Here is a 20,531-nt window from a genome sequence, read left to right as displayed (position 1 = left end):
AAATCCACAACATATTTATGTTTATCCGCCGCATATTTACATATTTATTAAAAAAAACGTCGGTCATACGACCGACGTTAATTCATATATGTATTTATGATGCAATTAAACCAACAAGGTTGCGTTCGTATGTGATTTTATTGCAATTATTTAACAAAAATCTTTTTCACATATTGGCTACCAGACTCATTTATCTTCACAAAATATATTCCTGAAGACAAATTAGATATATTTACAGCATTGTGTGAGCCTGAAATTGATTTCTTTGAAACATTTCTACCCTGAACATCATAAATAGATAGCTCTGCATTATCAAATGACCCGTTGTTAAAATCTATATTTAGTACATCAGATGCAGGATTAGGCCACACAGCAAGACTATCATCATTAAACTCTTTAACTGCATTTGTGCCATCTATACCTGTAACAACAAGCGAATAATCCTGAGAGCCACCTCTAAGAGTGCCCCTGTGCGAAACTTGTAAAGTATAAGTACCTGCCGGAGCTGCTATTTCTACTTTCTCAATATTATCAACATTATTCAGCCCTTTTTCAGCAACAGGATTCGTCCAGCTATTTACAAGCCTCCACGGATAAAACACCTCACCAGAACTACTTGTAAGCTTTAAGTCAAGATTATTAACCAGTACAGCTGTAGATGAATCTGTAACACTATTAGCAGTAGCCCCTGCAGGATCTGTCCATGCAATAGTTGCAACTAACGGATCAACACCGTTAGAATTTACATTTACAGTATACACACCTGATGACTGCAGGGTACGCTCCTGCAATATCTGTGTAACCGCTGTTTCATTGCTTATAAGTTGTGCACACTTTTCAGCATTTATAAGTCCCCAGCCTGTCATGTGGTCCGGACCGGCATTTGCACCTATCTCATCTGCAGTATGTGCTACAAGCGCCCTTACCGTAGCAGACCTCATATAATTTGGAAACATTTCGTCGTCTGAAGGATGCAGATTATTCCAATGCTGTTGCAATAACATTACAACCCCTGAAACCCCAGGCGATGCCATAGAGGTACCATTCATATAATCATAAGCAGTAATACCACTCGCTACAGAAGAGAAAACACTCACACCCTTAGTAGCAATATCCGGCTTGATCCTGAAATCATCTGTAGGGCCATAACTTGTAAAAGAAGCTACACGCACATCGCTCGGCCTTGTATAGTTATCTACTTGTTGTACGGCAGCTACAACTAACACATTTTTTGAAACTCCCATCCATGACAATAAATCATTACCGTTTTTAGTGGGGTTAATACCATCACCTCTGTCATTTCCTGCAGCCGCTACAATTTGATATTTTGGATTATCAAATGCCACTGCATCTGCAGACCTTGAACGGGTTGAATATTTTCCGTAATTATATACCTCCGGCCTGTTTGCAGGAATAGGATCAGATGAATCAAGTCCGTATGAGTGGTTAGACACAACTATCTCTCCAGCTATAGCAGCCATTTCTTCATAATCATTAGTCCACTCATATGTATAAAGAGTACCCTCATATGCTATTCCACGTGCCTGAGGATTACTAAATCCACCAGAACCTATCATTGTACCACCAACATGTGTAGGGTGGTCAGCAGCAGTAGGGCTACCATCCTGAGATGTTGCACGTCCACCAAATGTTGTATGCGATGTTCTTACACCGCCTCCATCCCAGATACCGGCTTTAGTATTAAGACCAGTTAACGAAAGGCCAAGACCTCCACTAGGATATAGCTTATTAGCACGGGACGTTATTGCCGAACCGGCATTAGAAGTAGTATAATATAAAGGAGTACCTTCAGGAGAAACTTCTACAAGCTCTGCAATAGAACCATCAGCTTTTTCTTTACGTACAGGCCATCCTTTTTCTTTAGCCATTTTAAGTGCTTGCTCCCTTAAAGCTCCATATTCTTTTGCAAGAGAAAGGCTAAGCGGCGAATTTGTTTGAGGCTGCCCGGGTTTTTGTGCAAAAGACTGCACCCCAGACAAAAGTATACCAGCGATAAACATACCTTTGATGGTATTTTTTTTCATGATAGTGTATTGTAAAAAATTAATAATTAATAGTACCATCCTGCAAATATCTCTAAAATAATACAGTATTACGCAGAAAGGTTAGCAAAAATAGGAATTATAACAAATTAAATCCATATAATTTAAATTTTAACTTTCAACCGTTGTAATTACCTTATACATTTACGTCAAAATACAATTCTCGGTTTTAAATTTATGCTTTTAACAAAACACTCTGTGTATCAACTCGAAACAGGAACAGATGAAGCCGGGCGCGGTTGCCTTGCCGGACCGGTAACAGCGGCTGCCATTTTACTTCCCGAAGATTTTAAAATGGAGCTTTTAAACGACTCCAAACAACTTACAGAAAAAGTTCGTGAAAAACTCAGGCCGCTTATAGAGCAGCAGGCTTTATGCTATCATATTGTACATATAGAACCCATTGTAATAGACGAGATAAATATACTGAATGCCTCTATCCTCGCTATGCAGGAATGTATTAAGAACCTTACCCCGACACCGCAATATATTATTGTAGACGGCAACCGGTTTAAACCCGTTAACGATATTCCGCACAGTTGTATTATTAAAGGAGACAGCAAGTATTTGAGTATAGCCGCCGCATCGGTACTGGCAAAAACACACAGAGACGAATACATGAACCGCCTGCATGAAGAATACCCAATGTATAACTGGAAAAAAAATAAAGGCTACCCCACTAAAGAGCACAGGGATGCCATAAGAAAATACGGGCTTACAAAATACCACCGCTTATCTTTTAGGCAATTGCCGGAGCAGCTTGAGTTAAATTTTCCTGAAATCAAATAGCTATTAAACTATTTCATGCGTGATTTTTTCTGATACAAAAATCTCCGCCTCAAATAGGCCTGAAAAATAGGTAAGTATTTTTTCCCGCACTTCATTTTCATCAATTTCCCGGCCAAGTTCTGCGTGCATTGATGTTACTGCTTTGCCACGTATGCCACACGGAATGATATTATCAAAATAGCCAAGGTTGGCATTTACATTAAGCGCAAAACCGTGCATGGTTACCCAGCGCGATGCCCTTACACCCATAGCACATATTTTTCGGGCAAAAGGCGTACCTACATCCATCCACACACCCGTTTCGCCGTCGCTGCGTTCGCCTTTCAGTCCATAATCTGCCATAACAAGTATCATGGTTTCTTCCATCAGGCGCAGGTATTTGTGTATGTCGGTAAAAAAATTCTCAAGGTCCAGTATTGGGTAGCCCACAATCTGGCCTGGGCCATGATAGGTAATATCCCCTCCCCTGTTTACCTTATAATAGGTTGCGCCTTTTTCTTCAAGCTGTTTTTCGCTCAAAAGCAGGTTCGCAAAGTCGCCACTTTTACCCAGTGTATATACATGCGGGTGTTCTACAAAAAGAAAGTGGTTTGGTGTTTCTGTTTCCTTCCCTTCTCTTCTGTTCGCAATTTTTATATCCAGTGTTTGCTGAAAAAGCTGCTCCTGGTACTCCCATGTTTCTTTATAATCTTTCTCTCCCAGATCCTGAACATATATTTTCTTATTCATAATTGCAAACACTAATAGTTATGTACAAATTTACGAAACAAATCGTCAGGTTGTGCATCCTGCACAGGTAGGATATAACTACAAAAATCTCAATTGCTTATTCGCCAATAATACCTATCTTTGCAGGCTTAAAAACATAAATAATATTTAGTAATCATGCAGCTTTCAGAACAAGAAATTATCCGCAGAGAAAAACTGGATACGCTGAGAAACCTCGGCATCAATCCATATCCCGCTAACCTTTTTCCGGTAGATACTACAAGTAAACAGGCAAAGGAAGATTTTTCTGAAGGTAAACAGGTAGTTATTGCAGGCCGCATCATGAGTTTCCGCATACAGGGCAAGGCTTCATTTGCCGAAATACAGGACAGCGAAGGCCGTATACAAATTTATGTAAACCGCGATGAAATTTGCCCGGGAGAGGACAAGACAAAATATAATGAGTTGTTTAAAAAGCTTATCGACCTTGGCGATTTTGTAGGCGTAGAAGGTAAATTGTTTACAACACAGGTAGGCGAAAAATCGGTTTGGGTTTCAGACTTTACATTGCTTAGCAAGACCCTGCGCCCACTACCTATGCCAAAAACAGATGCCGATGGCAATGTATTTGACGGCTTTACCGACCCTGAGCTTCGTTACCGCCAGCGCTATGTAGACCTTGTGGTAAACCCTCAGGTTAAAGAGGTATTTGTAAAACGTACCAAGCTATACACTGCCATGCGTAACTTTTTTAATGACAAAGGTTACTTTGAGGTAGAAACGCCTATACTACAATCTATACCGGGTGGTGCCAGTGCGCGCCCGTTTATTACACACCATAACTCGCTTGACATTCCGCTGTATATGAGGATTGCCAACGAACTATACCTGAAACGCCTTATTGTAGGTGGTTTTGATGGGGTGTATGAATTCTCTAAGAATTTTAGGAACGAAGGCATGGACCGTACCCACAACCCAGAGTTTACGGCTATGGAAATATATGTAGCCTATAAAGACTACAACTGGATGATGGAGTTTACCGAAAACCTGCTGGAGCACTGTGCTATTGCTGTTAACGGTACTGCAGAGGCTACCTTTGGCGAGCACCATGTAAGCTTTAAGGCACCTTATGCCCGCGTAACCATGACGGATGCCATTAAACAATTTACAGGTTTTGACATTACAGGAAAAACTGAAGAAGAATTGTTTGAAGCCGCGAAAGGTATGGGTATTGCCGTAGATGCAACTATGGGTAAAGGCAAGCTTATTGATGAGATATTCGGCGAAAAATGCGAAGGCAACTTTATACAGCCTACTTTTATTACCGACTATCCTAAGGAGATGAGCCCATTATGTAAAGAACACCGCGATAACCCTGAACTTACAGAGCGTTTTGAGCTTATGGTATGTGGTAAGGAAATCGCGAATGCCTATAGCGAGCTAAACGACCCTATAGACCAGCGTGAGCGTTTTGAGGCACAGTTAAAACTTAGCGAGCGAGGCGATGTAGAGGCTGCCCAGTTTATAGATAACGACTTTTTAAGGGCGCTCGAATATGGTATGCCACCTACATCGGGCCTTGGCATAGGTATGGACAGGCTTATTATGTTCCTTACTAACAACCCAAGCATACAGGAAGTATTGTTTTTCCCACAGATGCGCCCTGAGAAAAAAGGCCCTGAGCTTACTGAAGATGAAAAAGCGGTTGCTGAGCTTGTAAAGGCAGCAGGACAACTTGCCCTTGATGCCCTTAAAACACAGGCAGGACTAAGCGGTAAGAAATGGGATGCAGCAATGAAAGGCTTAACCAAGCACGGCCTTTTAAAGGTTATTGTAGATGGCGATCTTAAAACGGTAGAGTTTAAAGGATAACAAATTCCTTATTAAATATAAAAGTGCGGCTCCAAAAGGGCCGCACTTTGTGTTTATAATCAGTAGCAATTACTGCTTTATTATCTTCTCAACTTTTATACCTTTTTCTGTACGTACTTTTACAAAATACAGTCCTGATGCCCTCGCAGAAAGGTCAATATCTAGATGTACATCATTAACAATAACCGCCTGTAAAAGCCTGCCTTGTATATCATATAGCTCTACAGAACTTACCAGGTTATCAGCAGCTATTTTAATTATTCCCGAAGCCGGGTTTGGATAGATAACTACAGAAATATCCAGTTCATGCTCATCAACACTCAAGGTTTCAAATACTGTAGTTTCTGTATTAGTCGAAATAGGTGCTTCATAATCAAAAGTTATGCTTGCCATACCGTTAACCTGCCTTGCAGGCCTTCCGGGACGTTTAGGTTTAATTTTGATTAGTATATCACCATGCCCGTTACCTTCTGCTACGTTAGCTCCCTCCATAGTAAACTGCGCTATACCATTAGCTAAACGCGCCACGGTAGGGTGCGAACTATTTAATACTTCAAGCGTGCTTATGTCATACTCTTCTACGTCAAATCTTTGGGAAATAACTACGTTACGGGCAACATCAGCACCGGTATTAGTAAATGATATAACATAATGTAGATAATTATCCATAGCACTGTCAGGCAATGCTTCGCCTTCCAGACATTGTATATAGTTAAGCTGCTGTGCTGCCTGTACTTTATGCCCCAGGGCAAAATCATTATCTGCAGGCAGGGCATCACTACCGGTAAAATCGACGTGTGCCGTAAATGGCAATGCATCTCCTATATTAACCGGAGTAGTATCTGTAGTATTATTTACTGTAAGTGTCATTATGATTTCCCGGTTTTCAAAAGGCTGCAGGTTGGCAAAATTCCATTGGTAGAGGTTTACCCCAACATTGCTTGGCGCAGGATATACGTTAGAGATATTCCTAAACGTATCATAGTTCCAGGTGCAGCTAACAGTACCATCTACTTCTGTATTACCTTTGTTTTTATAAACAACTTTATATCGGGCGGGCTGCCCCGGTACTGCCCTTGATAATGGCACCATTACCACTTCTACATCGCTCTTCACACCATTTGGCGTAACACAAAAATTTTGTGTAGCAACAGAATTGTCAACAACAGGAAATGATATCGTGGCCTGAGATGGTGCCGCACTATAAAAAGCATCATTTTCAAAATCGGGCAGTACGCTGAAGTCACCTTCCCGTGTATAAAAGTTATACCCGCCCTGCTCATTAGTAAAGTTATAACTTGTATCGATACCATTAGTAATTGCCAGTTTTACAAAACAGCGTGGCATATCTTCCGGGCCGCAACCATTATTATTTACGTCGAATATAAGCGCGCCCGTTATGGTATTATAATCGCCGCCGGGAGTTAGAGAACAGTATGTATTTACATTAACACCGGAATATCCGTTTTGTGTAAGCATTATATTTACAGCTGCTATTTCATCTTCATCTGTACATATGTATGCAAGCGGATTATTGCCCCATGAATTGTACGTATATACAGCGCCCTGTACAGCACCGTTTTTAATATTAATTGTTGTTATGTCATTATTATTGCATGAAAAGTCTGCCAACATAGGGCAACCCGAAAAGTCGAGTGACGTAAGGAGATTTTCAGAACAGTCTGCTGTACTTAGCGACTGTAAACCTGTAAAATCAAGCGAGGCTATGTTATTGTAGCTACAATCAAGTTCTACAAGATGATACAAACCATTAAGCGTTAATGTGGTAACTACATTGCTATTGCAATAAAGATATCTCAGCTGAGGATATCCTGAAGCATTCAGAGCCGTAAGGTTGTTAGCAGCACAGTCCAGATACTGTAGATCTGAAAAATATTGCAGCCCTTCCATGCTGTTGATTGACTTGTCAGAAATATTGAGGCTACGTACTGCATCTGCTTCACTCAGTTCTATCTGCCCGTTACCGTTAGCATCTATCACAATAGCACTGCCACTACTGTCAAACGCTATGCTGTTAGCAGCACTGGCTGCAAGTAATGCCGCTTTTAAGTTAGTATCGGGTATGTTTATTACCTGCGCCTTTGCAACAGTTACAATAAGGAATAACAGGTAAAACATTTTAAATTTCATAGCTTCATTTTATTACGCAGGTTTACAAAAATAGCATTCCTGATTTAAGCTGTATGGCCTATTTAGAATTTGCCATTATTGACTTAGAATTCGCTAAAGCGATTTTAGCAACTCCTGTAAACGTTCTTTTTTTCGCTGGCTTATGGGCAGGTTGCTATTATCTGCCATTACCGCATAGCCGCCGTCTTTTTTAATATATGATTTTAAATATGCCAGATTAATAAGATGGCTTTGGTGAATGCGTTCAAAACCCTGCTCGCTTAGCAAATCTTCATATTCTTTAAGCGTTTTTGCAATCAGCACCGGCTTGTTGTTCTTAATGTAAAATTTGGTATAATTATCCTGAGATTCAAGCCTTATGATATCGCTTACCTCAAAAAGGTGAATACCATCTGAAGTAGATAACGCAATACGCTTAAACTTATCTACTTTTTTGCGAATGTTTTCCAGCAGCAGGTCAATGTGCGAAAAACTGTCGTTGCCAGATAATGTTTTTTTAATCTTCTCCACCACTTTCCTGAGTTCTTCCGGATCTACCGGTTTCAGCAAATAATCAAGCGCACTAAAGCGAAAAGCCTTAACGGCATATTGCTCATGTGCCGTTATAAACACTACGTGACATGCAAGCCCTCCCTGCTTTTTTGTAATCTGCTCCAGTATATCAAAGCCAGTACCATCGCCCAGTTGTATATCCATAAAAACCACATCAGGCTTATGGCTTGCTATAGCCGCCGTCCCAGTTTTAACGCTGTCAGCTTCACCGGCTATGGCAATTTCAGGCGCATACATTTCCAGCAATCCTTTCATGGCATTGCGCAGGTTTTTATCATCGTCTATCAGTACTGCCGAAATCATTTTATATCAGATAAATATTGTATGGGTAAATATAATGTAATTTTTGTTCCAACGGCATTGCCCTGATCGTCAGCACCATCTTCTATCGTTACCTTAGCTTCTTTGGCTGTAAATGCCTGTATCACCTCAAGGCGCTTGCGCGTAATTTCAAGAGCCATAGACTTATGCACTGTAACCGAATCTTGCTTCAACTCCATGCTTTTCTTCATACCAACACCATCATCAGCAATGGTACACACCAGTTTTTCATTGTGCAGCCTGAAGTCTACAGTAATGGTTCCGCGCTCTTTTTTAGGTACAAGGCCATGCATAATTGCATTTTCTACAAAGGGCTGTACTAAAAGGGGCGGAAGCGCCATATCATCTTCAATAGTGGGATCTTTAATAATGCTGAAATCAAAAATCTGGTTAAAGCGCAACTGCTCCAGCTCCAGGTAATTTTGCAGGCTCTCAATCTCTTTATCTATGGGTATAAGCGATTCTTTACTATACTCCAGCGTTAATCGCATAAGCTTACTGAACTTTGACAGGTACTTTATAGCCGAGTCTTTACCATTTTGAACGATAAACCCTGATATCGCACCAAGGCAGTTAAACACAAAATGCGGATTCATTTGCAGGTGCAAAGCTTTTTGCTCATATTCAGCAAGGTCGCGTTGCAGCGTAAGGGTCTTTTTTATCTGACGGCGGTTATAGCCCAAAAACATAATACCAAATACTAGTAACGAAAATAACCCGCCAAATATAAGCAGCAGCGACTGCCTTTTTGCCTGCTCATTATACAAAGCCTGTTTCTTTTCTATTTCCAGCTTACGCTGTACTTCTTTGCGCTCAAACTCAAAGTTCATTTCTTCCCTCACAAGAGCTTTAATATTTTCGCTGCTTACAATGCTATCGTGCGCGGCACTGTATTTTTTATAGTGGCGAAAAGCTTCTTCAAGGTTCCCCTGTTTTTCATACAATTCACTCAGGGCTTTTTCAGAATCTTTAACCTGCCCCGTAGCCCCCACTTCAGCACCATATTCAGCTGACTTTGTATAAAGCGCTACAGCCTCCTTATACTTCTTTTCCTGCTCTGCTATGCGCCCAAGGTATTCTAGCGTGGCAGAAGCCCCAAAAAGCGCCTCATCTTCATTAAATAGTGCAAGCGCACGGTTATAATACTCCTTAGCTTCTTGCAACAGCCCTTTTTTACGGTAATAATTGCCATAACTGTTATACAATTCTCCCAGGTAGCTCCTGTCTGTAAGATCAGCCAGGCCTTTCTCAGCTGTTTTATAGGTCGCAAGTGCGTCGTCATCACGCCCCATGGCCAGGTAGATGTTACCTATGTTGCTTGTTGTTACTGTCCAGGTCTCGTCATTAGACGCTTCCTGCAGGCTGAGCGCCTGTTTGTAATACTTAAGGGCTTTATCATATTCTTTTTGCGATTCATACACTACCCCTATGCCATTATATATCCTTGCGGCTATATCATCCTGCCTGGTTTCGCGATAAAGCTTAAGGGCTTTAAAAAAATATTCCAGCGCACGTGCATAGTTATTCTGGCGGTTGCATACTATACCTATACTACCGTAAGCACGGGCAAGTCCGTCTTTAACATCTTCGCTTTTATCTGATTTTATAAGCTCTTCATAAACCGACTGCGAATTAGTAAAGGCCTTTAAAGCATCGGTATATTTACTAAGCAGGATATTGGCATTACCCATATTTAGCCAGGCATCGCCTTGCTGCTGCGGTAATTTATGATTTCTTGAAACAGTTAGGGCCTGTTTTGCATATTCTAAAGCTTTATCAGGATCAGAATCACTATATTCTCCGGAGATAAGATTAAGCAGTTGCGCCCTTGGGGCTGCATTCTTTTCAGCCTTAAGCGCTGTAAAAAGGCTATCCAGCACTACAGTCTGCGCAAAGGCCGGTGCATAGCACCATAAAAGCAGTAGAACAGGCAAGGCCTTTAAAAACTTCATAAACAATTTCTTAATCTGCACAAATGTATCGTTTCCTTTTTAAATATAAAGATACGGTTTAGAATTCGGGGAATATGGATTAGAATTTGACAAAAAAAGCCTCCCGTTTCCGGAAGGCTTTTACTTTATTGCTTAACTATTTTTCGGGAGGTACTGCCTTCCTTCGTAATGATTTTGAGGATATAGATACCGGCTGGCTGCGCACTAATATTTAATGTAGCCGTTAGAGCATCATCTATTAATTGCTCAGAGAGCTTTCTACCCTGGATATCATAAATAGATACTGCGGTAAGTAACGTACGCGATTCAACCTTAAGAATGTCATGAGCAGGGTTAGGAAACAACGTTACATTGCCTAAAGAAAACCCATCTGTTCCCGCAAAATCATCAAATGTAGTTATAGCCTCATTAGTAACTATAGCTTCGTTATAATCAAATACTATGCTGGCCTGGCTCATTACAGCATCGCCTTCGCCAAGCGTATTTAAAGATTTAATTTTAAACGACACATTGCCATAAGCAGCCGGGGCAAGGGCAATGTCATCAAACCTGAAGGTAAGAACGTTACCATCCTGCGAAACCTGTACCGGGTTTGAACTATCTAATATTTCTACTGAATTTATATCATATTTATCAGCATCAATTTCGTTTGTAACTATTACAAATTCTGCCGCCGCGGTACCAATGTTCTCAAAGTTTATGGTATAGTGCAGGTACTCCCCTATTTTTTGTGTAGGTACAGAAGCACCTTCAAGGCAAACAATATTATTAGGATCTAAAGACCCTATAACTGTCTGGGCAAAGTTAAAAGTATTATTATTTGGTGTAGCATCATTTTCTACTACAGCCTGGGCACTAAAATTCAGGATATCTCCCACTGTAACCGCAGGTGTATCTAACGGCGAGTTTACTGCTAGTGTTACAACTGTTGTATTATGTTGAAAAGGCAGCAGGTTTTCATACGACCATGTTATAGTACCAGTTCCTGTTGCTGATGGCGCAAGTGTTGATTCTACAAAATCAAGCACATTATCATCAAAATTAAATATAAATGAACCTGATAACGGCTGGTTGCCTTTATTATAGCATGATATTCTGTACTTGGCATTAAAACCCGGGCGTGCAAAAATGTAAGGGGTTATTATAATTTCAAGATCTGGATGCAGGCCATTCGCTGCCAAACAAAAATCCTGGGTAAACACAGAATTATCTACAGTTGCAAAAACAATACTTGCATTTGCCGGTGCATAGCTAAACAATTGCTGTTCAAGAGCAGGAGATATGCTATAATCCCCATCCTGAGTTATAAAAAAGTAGTCTCCATTACTATCTGTAAAACGGTACCTGTCTATAGTACCATCAAATAATCTGACTTTAACCATATATGGGCTATTGTCGTTTGCATCACATCCATTTCCATCAATATCTACCTGTAAATGCCCTCTTATAGTATTATAAAGTGTAGCTCCTTCGCAGTCTGTCGACATTGTTACATTAGCAAAATCAGAGTTATCAAGCATTATCGCAGCCTCATCTTCATCTACGCATATCGATTCTAATAACGGATTATTTATTATATTACATTCCCTAGGATACAAGATATTACCGCCATTTTTAATATTGATACTTCTAAGATCCGAGTTATTATAAATATTGAAATACTCTAAAAGAGGGCTATTACTTAGATTAACCTCTCTTAATAATGTATTACTTATCGAAATTATCTTAAGGTTTAATAATCCTGAAGTGTTTAGGCTAACAAGTGGATTACTGTAAACATTTACAGTTTCCAAATTACTTAAACCAGCCAGGTTTAAGGCAGTTATGGCGTTATTAGAACAACTGAATTGCTTAAGGTTGCCAAGGCTTTGAACATTAAGACTTGTGAGTTGATTATTTGTACAATACAGATCCAAAAGGTTTGTAAAATAAGAGATGCCCTCTAATGAGGCTATAGATGAAGCCTGAAGTCCTAATCTATATACGCGTAGCGCCTCAGCTTGCTCTATTTCTCCATCGCCATTAATATCTACAACTATATTTTGATACGCAATATCCTTAGCCACCCCATTGGTAAGGGAGGCCTGCAATAATTTATTCTTAAAATTTGCATCAGGTATATTTATAATTTGGGCAAAAACACCGGTAGTAACAAACAGGAAGATAAAAAGTAATTTTAGTTTCATAAAGTGGTTGATTTTAAATGGTTATACAAAACTAAACATTTAAATAAAGAAAAGCCCTACCATGAAATTCATTTTTTTAATAACTAATAAAAAAAGCCTCCCGTTTCCGGAAGGCTCTGTATTATAAAGTAAGCCAGATGCTTATTTTTTTATTTTGAAAGCTTTTTCGCCAGGGAAATAAGCTACATCACCAAGTTCCTCTTCAATACGAAGAAGTTGGTTATATTTAGCCATACGGTCTGAACGTGAAGCAGAACCAGTCTTGATCTGGCCACAGTTAAGCGCCACAGCAAGGTCAGCAATTGTGTTATCTTCAGTTTCGCCAGAACGGTGAGACATTACAGATGTATAACCTGCATTGTGTGCCATGTTCACTGCTGCAATAGTTTCTGTAAGCGTACCAATCTGGTTTACTTTAACAAGGATAGAGTTAGCAATACCTTTCTCAATACCTGTAGCAAGGCGCTCTACGTTAGTAACAAATAAATCGTCACCTACAAGCTGCACTTTATCGCCTACAAGCTCAGTAAGGTACTTCCAGCCATCCCAGTCATTTTCCTGCATACCATCTTCAATAGAGATAATTGGGTATTTAGCAGCAAGGTCAGCAAGATATTCTGCCTGCTCTTTAGAACTACGGATTTTACCTGTTTCACCTTCAAACTTAGTGTAATCGTAGTTACCGTTTACATAAAATTCTGAAGCTGCACAGTCAAGAGCAATCTTAACATCATCTCCAAAAGTATAACCTGCTTTTTCAACAGCAAGTTTAATAGTATCAAGAGCATCCTCAGTACCACCTGCCAGGTTAGGTGCAAAACCACCTTCATCACCCACAGCAGTACTTAGGCCACGGTCATGAAGTACTTTTTTAAGATTATGGAAAACCTCTGTACCTATTTGCATAGCGTGTGTAAAGTTCTTAGCCTTAACAGGGAAGATCATAAACTCCTGGAATGCGATAGGCGCATCAGAGTGAGAACCACCATTGATGATGTTCATCATTGGCACAGGAAGCGTGTTTCCTGAAACACCACCCACGTAACGGTAAAGTGGCAGGCCAAGCTCGTTAGCAGCAGCTTTAGCCACAGCAAGAGAAACACCAAGGATTGCATTTGCACCCAGGTTACCTTTATTTGGCGTACCATCAAGGTCTATCATTGTTTTATCTATAGCATTTTGCTCAAATACAGACAGGCCTACAACAGCAGCAGCTATAGTAGTATTTACGTTCTCTACGGCTTTAAGAACGCCTTTGCCCATATAGTCTTTTCCGCCATCTCGAAGCTCAACTGCCTCGTGCTCTCCGGTAGAAGCCCCAGAAGGAACAGCTGCCCTTCCAAGAATACCGTTTTCTGTAATTACATCAACTTCTACTGTAGGGTTGCCACGAGAGTCAAGTATCTGCCTTGCGTGTACTTTAATAATAATACTCATAATTGCTTTCGGTTCTTTTTAAGTTTTAATTATTGTGTTTACCTTTTTCTATGTTTTGTATAAACTGGTCAAACAGGTAAGTAGCATCATGCGGGCCGGGGCTGGCCTCAGGGTGGTACTGTACTGAGAAACAGTTTTTATTTTTCATACGCATACCCGCTACAGTGCCGTCGTTAACGTGCAGGTGTGTAATTTCAAAATCAGGGTGTTTTTCAAGTGCTTCCCTGTCTACTGCAAAACCATGGTTTTGAGAGGTTATTTCACCCTCACCGGTTACAAGATTTTTAACCGGGTGATTGATGCCACGGTGTCCGTTAAACATCTTATAGGTAGGAATTCCATTAGCCAGCGCCAACACCTGGTGGCCAAGGCATATACCAAATACGGGTTCGTTTTTAGCCAATATCTGGCGTGCAGTTTCCTGCGCTACCACAAGCGGATCTGGGTCGCCGGGGCCATTTGAAAGGAAGTATCCATCAGGGTTAAAGTTGCTCAGGTCTTCGTAAGAAGCATCATAAGGGAATACCTTTATGTAACAATCTCTTTTAGCAAGATTACGAAGAATGTTCTTTTTGATACCAAGATCAAGTGCCGATATTTTATATTTAGCCTCAGGGCCGCCTACAAAATAAGGCTCTGTTGTAGAAACTTTACTGCTTAATTCAAGGCCTTTCATGTCTGGCACAGCAGCAAGACGTTTTTTAAGTTCTTCAATGTCGCAGTCTTCGGTACAAATAGCAGCATTCATGGCGCCATTGTCGCGAATATAGCTAACCAACGCGCGCGTATCTACATCAGATATTGCTACCAGGTTTTGCTTTTCAAAATATTGTTTAAGGCTTTCATCACTGTTAACCCTTGAGTGGCTAAAGCTAAAGTTTTTACAAACCAGCCCGGAAATCATAATCTTATCTGCTTCTACTTCTTCTGCATTAGTACCGTAATTGCCAATGTGGGCATTAGAAGCCACCATGATCTGCCCGAAATATGAAGGATCAGTAAATATTTCCTGATAACCCGTCATACCTGTATTAAAGCATACTTCACCGAAAACGGTACCTTCAAGCCCTATTGACTTTCCGTAAAAAATGGTGCCATCTGCCAGTAAGAGTATCGCCTTGTCTCTGCTCTTGTATTTCATTTATGTAGTTTGATGTTGTTGTGTTGCGTGCAAATTTACTTTAAAAAATCGTGATAGTAAAATACGTACTGACTTTTACACTTACCTTATCCTAAAACGGTTAAGGATTGCAAAAAAAAAGGACAAACTCGAAAGTTTATCCTTTTTTATATTGAAAAATCAGTTAATCATGATTATTCAGTAGCTTCTGTATTCTCAGCTGTATCAACTGCAGGAGCCTCAGCTACAGGAGCAGCAGTGTCTGCTTTCTTGGCAGTACGGCTACGACGTGTAGTTTTCTTAGCTTCTTTTTTAGTTGCGTTGTACAGTTCATTGAAATCTACAAACTCTATCATCGCCATATCAGCGTTGTCACCAAGACGGTTACCCAATTTAATAATACGGGTATATCCACCTGGACGATCGCCTACTTTAGCAGCTACTTCCCTAAAAAGTTCAGTAACGCCATATTTATTGCGAAGGTAAGCAAAAACAATACGCCTGTTGTGGGTAGTATCGTCTTTAGATTTTGTTACTAGAGGCTCAATATATTGCTTAAGCGCTTTAGCTTTGGCTACAGTCGTATTAATACGCTTGTGCTCTATAAGTGAGCAGGCCATGTTAGCAAGCATCAGTTTCCTGTGCCCGGCTTGCCTGCTTAAGTGATTTACTTTTTTACCGTGTCTCATTGCTTTGTAATTTATCTTTACCTAAAAGGCACAGATTTATTCTTTATCTAATTTGTATTTCGTTAAATCCATCCCGAAATGTAAGTTCTTAGAGGCAACAAGCTCATCAAGCTCAGTCAATGATTTCTTACCAAAGTTACGGAATTTCATTAAGTCATTTTTGTTGAACGATACCAGATCTCCTAATGTATCAACTTCAGCCGCTTTTAAGCAATTAAGCGCCCTAACAGAAAGATCCATATCAACCAGTTTGGTTTTAAGGAGCTGCCTCATGTGAAGAGATTCTTCATCATAAGATTCTGTTTGTGCAATTTCGTCGGCCTCCAGTGTTATTCTTTCATCAGAGAACAGCATAAAGTGATGAATCAGTGTTTTTGCTGCCTCAGTAAGCGCTTCTTTAGGATGAATAGAACCATCTGTAATGATTTCAAAAACCAGCTTTTCATAGTCGGTTTTCTGCTCCACACGGAAGTTTTCTATTGTATATTTTACATTCTTTACCGGAGTAAAGATTGAATCTGTAAAAATAGTACCTATAGCTGCATTTTGCTTTTTGTTCTCCTCTGCAGGAACATAACCACGGCCTTTCTCAATAGTAAGCTCCATGTTTATGTTAATGCTGCTGTCCATGTTGCAGATAACAAGCTCAGGGTTTAACACCTGAAAACCTGAAATATATTTCTGGAAGTCTCCTGCAGTAAGCTGGTCTTTACCAGTAAAAGCTATAGAAACAGATTCGTTATCTACATCTTCTATCTGACGCTTAAAGCGCACCTGCTTAAGGTTCAGGATTATTTCTGTAACATCTTCAACAACTCCGGCGATCGTAGAAAACTCATGCTCTACACCTTCTATACGAACAGAAGTAATAGCATAACCTTCTAACGAAGAAAGCAAAACTCTTCTAAGTGCGTTACCAACTGTTAATCCGTAACCAGGCTCCAGGGGGCGGAACTCGAATTTCCCCTGAAAATCTGTAGAATCAATCATGATAACTTTATCGGGCTTCTGAAAATTAAATATTGCCATATTGTCGACTAATGTCAATTATTATTTGTTATACAACTCAACGATCAGTTGTTCTTTGATGTTTTCCGGAATCTGGATACGTGCAGGAACACTTACAAAAGTACCTTCCTGAAGATCGTTGTTCCAAGTAATCCACTCATAAACATGAGCAGAGTTTGATAAAGAATTTGTGATAACCTCAAGAGATTTTGATTTTTCACGTACAGCAACTTTATCTCCGGCTTTTACGTGGTAAGAAGCGATGTTTACAACTTCACCGTTTACCGTAATATGCCTGTGGCCTACAATTTGACGAGCAGCCCTTCTTGAAGGAGCAATACCCATTCTGTATACCACGTTGTCCAGCCTTGCCTCACAAAGCTGTAAAAGTACTTCACCGGTAACACCCTTAGTGGCAGCGGCTTTTTCATACAGGTTCCTGAATTGTTTTTCAAGGATACCGTAAGAATACTTAGCTTTTTGCTTTTCCATTAGCTGAACAGCATATTCAGATTTCTTACCCCTTTTCTTGGCTAAACCATGTTGCCCAGGAGGGTAATTTCTTTTATCGAAAGATTTATCATCTCCGAAGATCGCCTCACCGAATTTACGGGCGATTTTAGTTTGTGGACCAGTATATCTTGCCATTTCTAAAAATTAAATGAACAGGGGATTATGAATTCAGGTCTCATCCTCCGATAATCCTTACCCTGTTCTTTGATTATACTATAAAATAAATTAAACTCTCCTTCTCTTTGGAGGACGACAGCCGTTGTGCGGCATAGGTGTTACGTCGATGATCTCAGTAACTTCGATACCTCCATTGTGTAGCGACCTGATTGCAGACTCACGTCCGTTACCTGGCCCTTTAACGTAAACTTTAACCTTTTTAAGGCCAGCCTCAAGAGCTACTTTACCACAATCTTCAGCAGCCATCTGGGCAGCATAAGGAGTGTTCTTTTTAGAACCCCTGAAGCCCATTTTACCAGCCGATGACCATGAAATAACTTCACCTTTCTTGTTTGTTAAAGAGATGATGATGTTATTAAAGGTAGCACTAATGTGCGCCTCACCTGTAGACTCTATAATAACTTTACGTTTTTTTGTACTCGCTTTAGCCATTACTTCTTATTATTTAGTTGCTTTTTTCTTGTTAGCAACAGTTTTTCTCTTACCTTTTCTAGTCCTTGAGTTATTCTTGGTACGCTGACCACGTAGTGGAAGGCCTGAACGGTGACGTATGCCCCTGTAACAGCCGATGTCCATTAGACGTTTGATGTTCAGTGAAATCTCAGAACGAAGTTCACCTTCGATTTTGAAGTAAGAAACAGCTTCACGGATTGCGCTTATTTCGTCGTCATTCCACTCTTGCACTTTTTTATCTTCGCTAACCTGAGCTTTGCTTAATATCTCTTGTGCCCTGCTTCTGCCAATACCAAAGATGTAGGTTAAAGCAATAACTCCTCTTTTGTTTTTAGGTATGTCTACCCCTGCAATTCTTGCCATAATTATCCTTGTCTTTGTTTAAATCTAGGATTCTTTTTGTTAATAACATATAATCTGCCTTTCCTGCGCACTATAATGCACTCGGCACTTCTTTTCTTTACTGATGCTCTTACTTTCATTTTAGTAGCTTTAGTATCTATAAGTAATTCTTGCTTTAGACAAATCATAAGGGCTCATTTCCAGTTTTACCTTATCGCCCGGAAGCAACTTGATATAGTGCATACGCATTTTTCCTGAAATATGAGCGATTACTATATGCCCATTCTCTAATTCAACACGGAACATAGCATTTGATAATGCCTCAATAATTGATCCGTCTTGTTCTATTGCTGATTGTTTTGCCATAAAAATTATTAAGCGACTGCTTTTCTATTCTTACCACTTTTCATCAAACCATCATAATGCCTATTCAATAGATACGAATTGATCTGCTGAATAGTATCGATCGCAACCCCGACCATAATTAACAGTGATGTACCACCATAAAATAATGCCCACTGAGGCTGTACCCCAAAGTTGCGAACCACTGCCGGGAACACGGCAATGAACGCCAGGAATAACGAGCCAGGGAATGTGATAAGAGACATGATCCTGTCAAGGTAGTCTCCGGTTTCAACACCCGGCCTTACGCCCGGTATAAAACCACCACTCCTTTTAAGGTCATCTGCCATCTTATTGGTAGGCACTGTAATCGCGGTGTAAAAGTACGTAAAAATTATAATTAATAACGCAAAAACTACATTGTAGGCTAAACCAAACACATCCTGAAACTTAGCGGTAACAGTTTGTGCCATATCAGATTTAGAAAGCCCTGCAAGTGCAGCAGGAATAAACATGATAGCTTGGGCAAAAATGATAGGCATAACACCACTAGCATTAAGCTTGAGTGGAATCCATTGCCTGTTTCCGCCAAACATATCCTGCTCAAAATCGCCAGACGCAGTACGTCTTGCATATTGTACAGGTATTTTTCTTACGGCCATAACCATAAGTATACATGCGATTATTACTACAAGCCAAACTACAACTTCAAGAAGCAGCTTTAAAGGGCCTCCGTTATTCTCTGTTACTACAGAGGTAAACTCCTGCACAAAAGCCTGTGGCATCCTTGCGATGATACCTACAAGTATAAGTAGCGAAATACCATTACCAATACCTTTATCTGTAATTTTTTCACCAAGCCACATAGCAAAGATTGTGCCAGTGATAAGGATAACTACTGATGAGAAAAGGAACTGGAACGAGTCTGAAGGCATAAGAAACGCCTCAGGCGGTAGTGTCCTGTAAAGGTTATAGATATAACCAGGCCCCTGAACCATAGTAATAGCGATGGTTAACCAACGCGTAATCTGGTTTAGGGTTTTTCTACCACTTTCGCCCTCTTTCTGCAGTTTTTGCAGGTAAGGAACAGCAATACCCATAAGTTGCACCACAATAGATGCAGAAATATAAGGCATGATACCCAATGCAAATACAGATGCCTGCGAAAACGCACCACCTGTAAATACATCGATTAGCCATCCAATACCGCCCTGTGCCTGCTTAGTTAAATTTGTAAGCCCTGTAGCGTCAATACCAGGAAGTGTTACGTGAGCACCAAAACGGTACACAAGTAATAATCCCAAAGTAACTAAAATTCTATTTTTTAGTTCTTCAATCTTCCAGACATTGGCAAATGCTTCAAAAAATTTTTTCATAAGGCTTTTTGGCGTTTTAGATTATAAATTTACTACTTCGCCACCAGCAGCTTCAATAGCAGCTTTAGCAGTAGCAGTAAATTTGTGGGCACTAACTTTAAGTTTTGCCTTTAGCTCTCCTCTTCCTAAAATTTTCACTTCTTCATTTTTAGTAGCAAGGCGGTTTGCAACAAGTACTGCAAAATCAATAGTATCTGTAATAACACCATTGTCTACAAGAATTTGAAGCGTGTCAAGGTTTACACCAGCATACTCCTTACGGTTTATGTTTTTAAAGCCGAATTTAGGAACACGCCTTTGAAGTGGCATCTGACCACCTTCAAAACCTATCTTTTTAGAGTAACCTGAGCGTGATTTGGCACCTTTATGGCCACGGGCAGCAGTGCCACCTTTACCAGAACCTTCACCACGGCCTACCCTTTTGTTTTTATTATGAACTGAACCTTCAGCGGGTTGTAAGTTACTTAAATCCATTTCCTG

19 protein-coding genes are annotated in these 20,531 nt (G+C 40.2%); 2 read left to right on the top strand and 17 right to left on the bottom strand.

Features of this window, described 5'->3' with window-relative positions:
* Positions 1 to 146 precede the first annotated feature (146 nt).
* Complete coding sequence (locus DYH63_RS01740; protein ID WP_162926887.1) at positions 147 to 2,045, bottom strand: S8/S53 family peptidase; 1,899 nt, start codon at positions 2,043 to 2,045, stop codon at positions 147 to 149.
* Between the two features lie 195 nt (positions 2,046 to 2,240).
* Here DYH63_RS01740 and rnhB point away from each other — a divergent pair, with 195 nt between their 5' ends.
* Positions 2,241 to 2,852: a ribonuclease HII gene (rnhB, locus tag DYH63_RS01735; protein ID WP_116787156.1), complete on the top strand. Its 612-nt coding sequence runs from the start codon at positions 2,241 to 2,243 to the stop codon at positions 2,850 to 2,852.
* Positions 2,853 to 2,855: 3 nt separating this feature from the next.
* Here the strand turns inward: rnhB and lipB are convergent, their stop codons facing one another.
* Positions 2,856 to 3,581 (bottom strand): lipoyl(octanoyl) transferase LipB, encoded by a 726-nt coding sequence (lipB, locus tag DYH63_RS01730; protein ID WP_116787155.1) that lies wholly within the window; start codon positions 3,579 to 3,581, stop codon positions 2,856 to 2,858.
* Positions 3,582 to 3,737: 156 nt separating this feature from the next.
* Between lipB and lysS the strand changes: the two genes are divergently transcribed.
* Positions 3,738 to 5,432, top strand: coding sequence for a lysine--tRNA ligase (gene lysS, locus DYH63_RS01725; protein WP_116787154.1), 1,695 nt, complete (start codon positions 3,738 to 3,740; stop codon positions 5,430 to 5,432).
* Positions 5,433 to 5,501: 69 nt separating this feature from the next.
* Here lysS and DYH63_RS01720 read toward each other — a convergent pair whose 3' ends face one another.
* From DYH63_RS01720 to rplO, 15 genes are all read right to left on the bottom strand, one after another.
* Positions 5,502 to 7,583 carry a DUF7619 domain-containing protein gene (locus DYH63_RS01720; protein ID WP_116787153.1) on the bottom strand — a complete coding sequence of 694 codons (2,082 nt, stop codon included), beginning with the start codon at positions 7,581 to 7,583 and terminating at the stop codon, positions 5,502 to 5,504.
* A gap of 93 nt (positions 7,584 to 7,676) precedes the next feature.
* Complete coding sequence (locus DYH63_RS01715; protein WP_116787152.1) at positions 7,677 to 8,438, bottom strand: LytR/AlgR family response regulator transcription factor; 762 nt, start codon at positions 8,436 to 8,438, stop codon at positions 7,677 to 7,679.
* Positions 8,435 to 10,408: a tetratricopeptide repeat protein gene (locus DYH63_RS01710; protein ID WP_116787151.1), complete on the bottom strand. Its 1,974-nt coding sequence runs from the start codon at positions 10,406 to 10,408 to the stop codon at positions 8,435 to 8,437. Before DYH63_RS01710 ends, DYH63_RS01715 begins: the two co-directional genes overlap by 4 nt.
* A 125-nt stretch (positions 10,409 to 10,533) precedes the next feature.
* A complete protein-coding gene (locus DYH63_RS01705; RefSeq protein ID WP_116787150.1) occupies positions 10,534 to 12,594 on the bottom strand; it encodes a DUF7619 domain-containing protein in 2,061 nt (686 codons plus the stop codon).
* A gap of 141 nt (positions 12,595 to 12,735) precedes the next feature.
* Complete coding sequence (eno, locus tag DYH63_RS01700; RefSeq protein WP_116787149.1) at positions 12,736 to 14,031, bottom strand: phosphopyruvate hydratase; 1,296 nt, start codon at positions 14,029 to 14,031, stop codon at positions 12,736 to 12,738.
* A gap of 25 nt (positions 14,032 to 14,056) precedes the next feature.
* Positions 14,057 to 15,172, bottom strand: a complete 1,116-nt coding sequence (gene carA, locus DYH63_RS01695; protein ID WP_116787148.1) for a glutamine-hydrolyzing carbamoyl-phosphate synthase small subunit — start codon at positions 15,170 to 15,172, stop codon at positions 14,057 to 14,059.
* 173 nt (positions 15,173 to 15,345) lie between these two features.
* Positions 15,346 to 15,840: a 50S ribosomal protein L17 gene (rplQ, locus tag DYH63_RS01690; protein ID WP_116787147.1), complete on the bottom strand. Its 495-nt coding sequence runs from the start codon at positions 15,838 to 15,840 to the stop codon at positions 15,346 to 15,348.
* 36 nt (positions 15,841 to 15,876) lie between these two features.
* Positions 15,877 to 16,869, bottom strand: coding sequence for a DNA-directed RNA polymerase subunit alpha (locus DYH63_RS01685; protein ID WP_116787146.1), 993 nt, complete (start codon positions 16,867 to 16,869; stop codon positions 15,877 to 15,879).
* 21 nt (positions 16,870 to 16,890) lie between these two features.
* On the bottom strand, positions 16,891 to 17,496 hold the full coding sequence (rpsD, locus tag DYH63_RS01680; RefSeq protein ID WP_116787145.1) for a 30S ribosomal protein S4: 606 nt from the start codon (positions 17,494 to 17,496) through the stop codon (positions 16,891 to 16,893).
* A gap of 90 nt (positions 17,497 to 17,586) precedes the next feature.
* Positions 17,587 to 17,970 (bottom strand): 30S ribosomal protein S11, encoded by a 384-nt coding sequence (rpsK, locus tag DYH63_RS01675; RefSeq protein ID WP_116787144.1) that lies wholly within the window; start codon positions 17,968 to 17,970, stop codon positions 17,587 to 17,589.
* Between the two features lie 9 nt (positions 17,971 to 17,979).
* Entirely contained in the window at positions 17,980 to 18,354 is a 375-nt protein-coding gene (rpsM, locus tag DYH63_RS01670) for a 30S ribosomal protein S13 (RefSeq protein WP_116787143.1), read from the bottom strand.
* 2 nt (positions 18,355 to 18,356) lie between these two features.
* Positions 18,357 to 18,473, bottom strand: coding sequence for a type B 50S ribosomal protein L36 (gene ykgO / locus DYH63_RS01665; RefSeq protein WP_002987490.1), 117 nt, complete (start codon positions 18,471 to 18,473; stop codon positions 18,357 to 18,359).
* A 10-nt stretch (positions 18,474 to 18,483) separates the two neighbouring features.
* The gene (gene infA, locus DYH63_RS01660) at positions 18,484 to 18,699 is read right to left on the bottom strand and encodes a translation initiation factor IF-1 (RefSeq protein WP_007136545.1); all 216 of its coding nucleotides are present in this window, start codon (positions 18,697 to 18,699) and stop codon (positions 18,484 to 18,486) included.
* 8 nt (positions 18,700 to 18,707) lie between these two features.
* A complete protein-coding gene (gene secY / locus DYH63_RS01655) occupies positions 18,708 to 20,051 on the bottom strand; it encodes a preprotein translocase subunit SecY (protein ID WP_116787142.1) in 1,344 nt (447 codons plus the stop codon).
* Positions 20,052 to 20,072: 21 nt separating this feature from the next.
* Positions 20,073 to 20,525 (bottom strand): 50S ribosomal protein L15, encoded by a 453-nt coding sequence (rplO, locus tag DYH63_RS01650; RefSeq protein WP_116787141.1) that lies wholly within the window; start codon positions 20,523 to 20,525, stop codon positions 20,073 to 20,075.
* Positions 20,526 to 20,531 lie beyond the last annotated feature (6 nt).

Source organism: Flavobacterium psychrotrophum, from assembly GCF_003403075.1.
Taxonomy (GTDB): domain Bacteria; phylum Bacteroidota; class Bacteroidia; order Flavobacteriales; family Flavobacteriaceae; genus Flavobacterium; species Flavobacterium psychrotrophum.
This window is presented reverse-complemented; position numbering and strand designations above follow the sequence as displayed.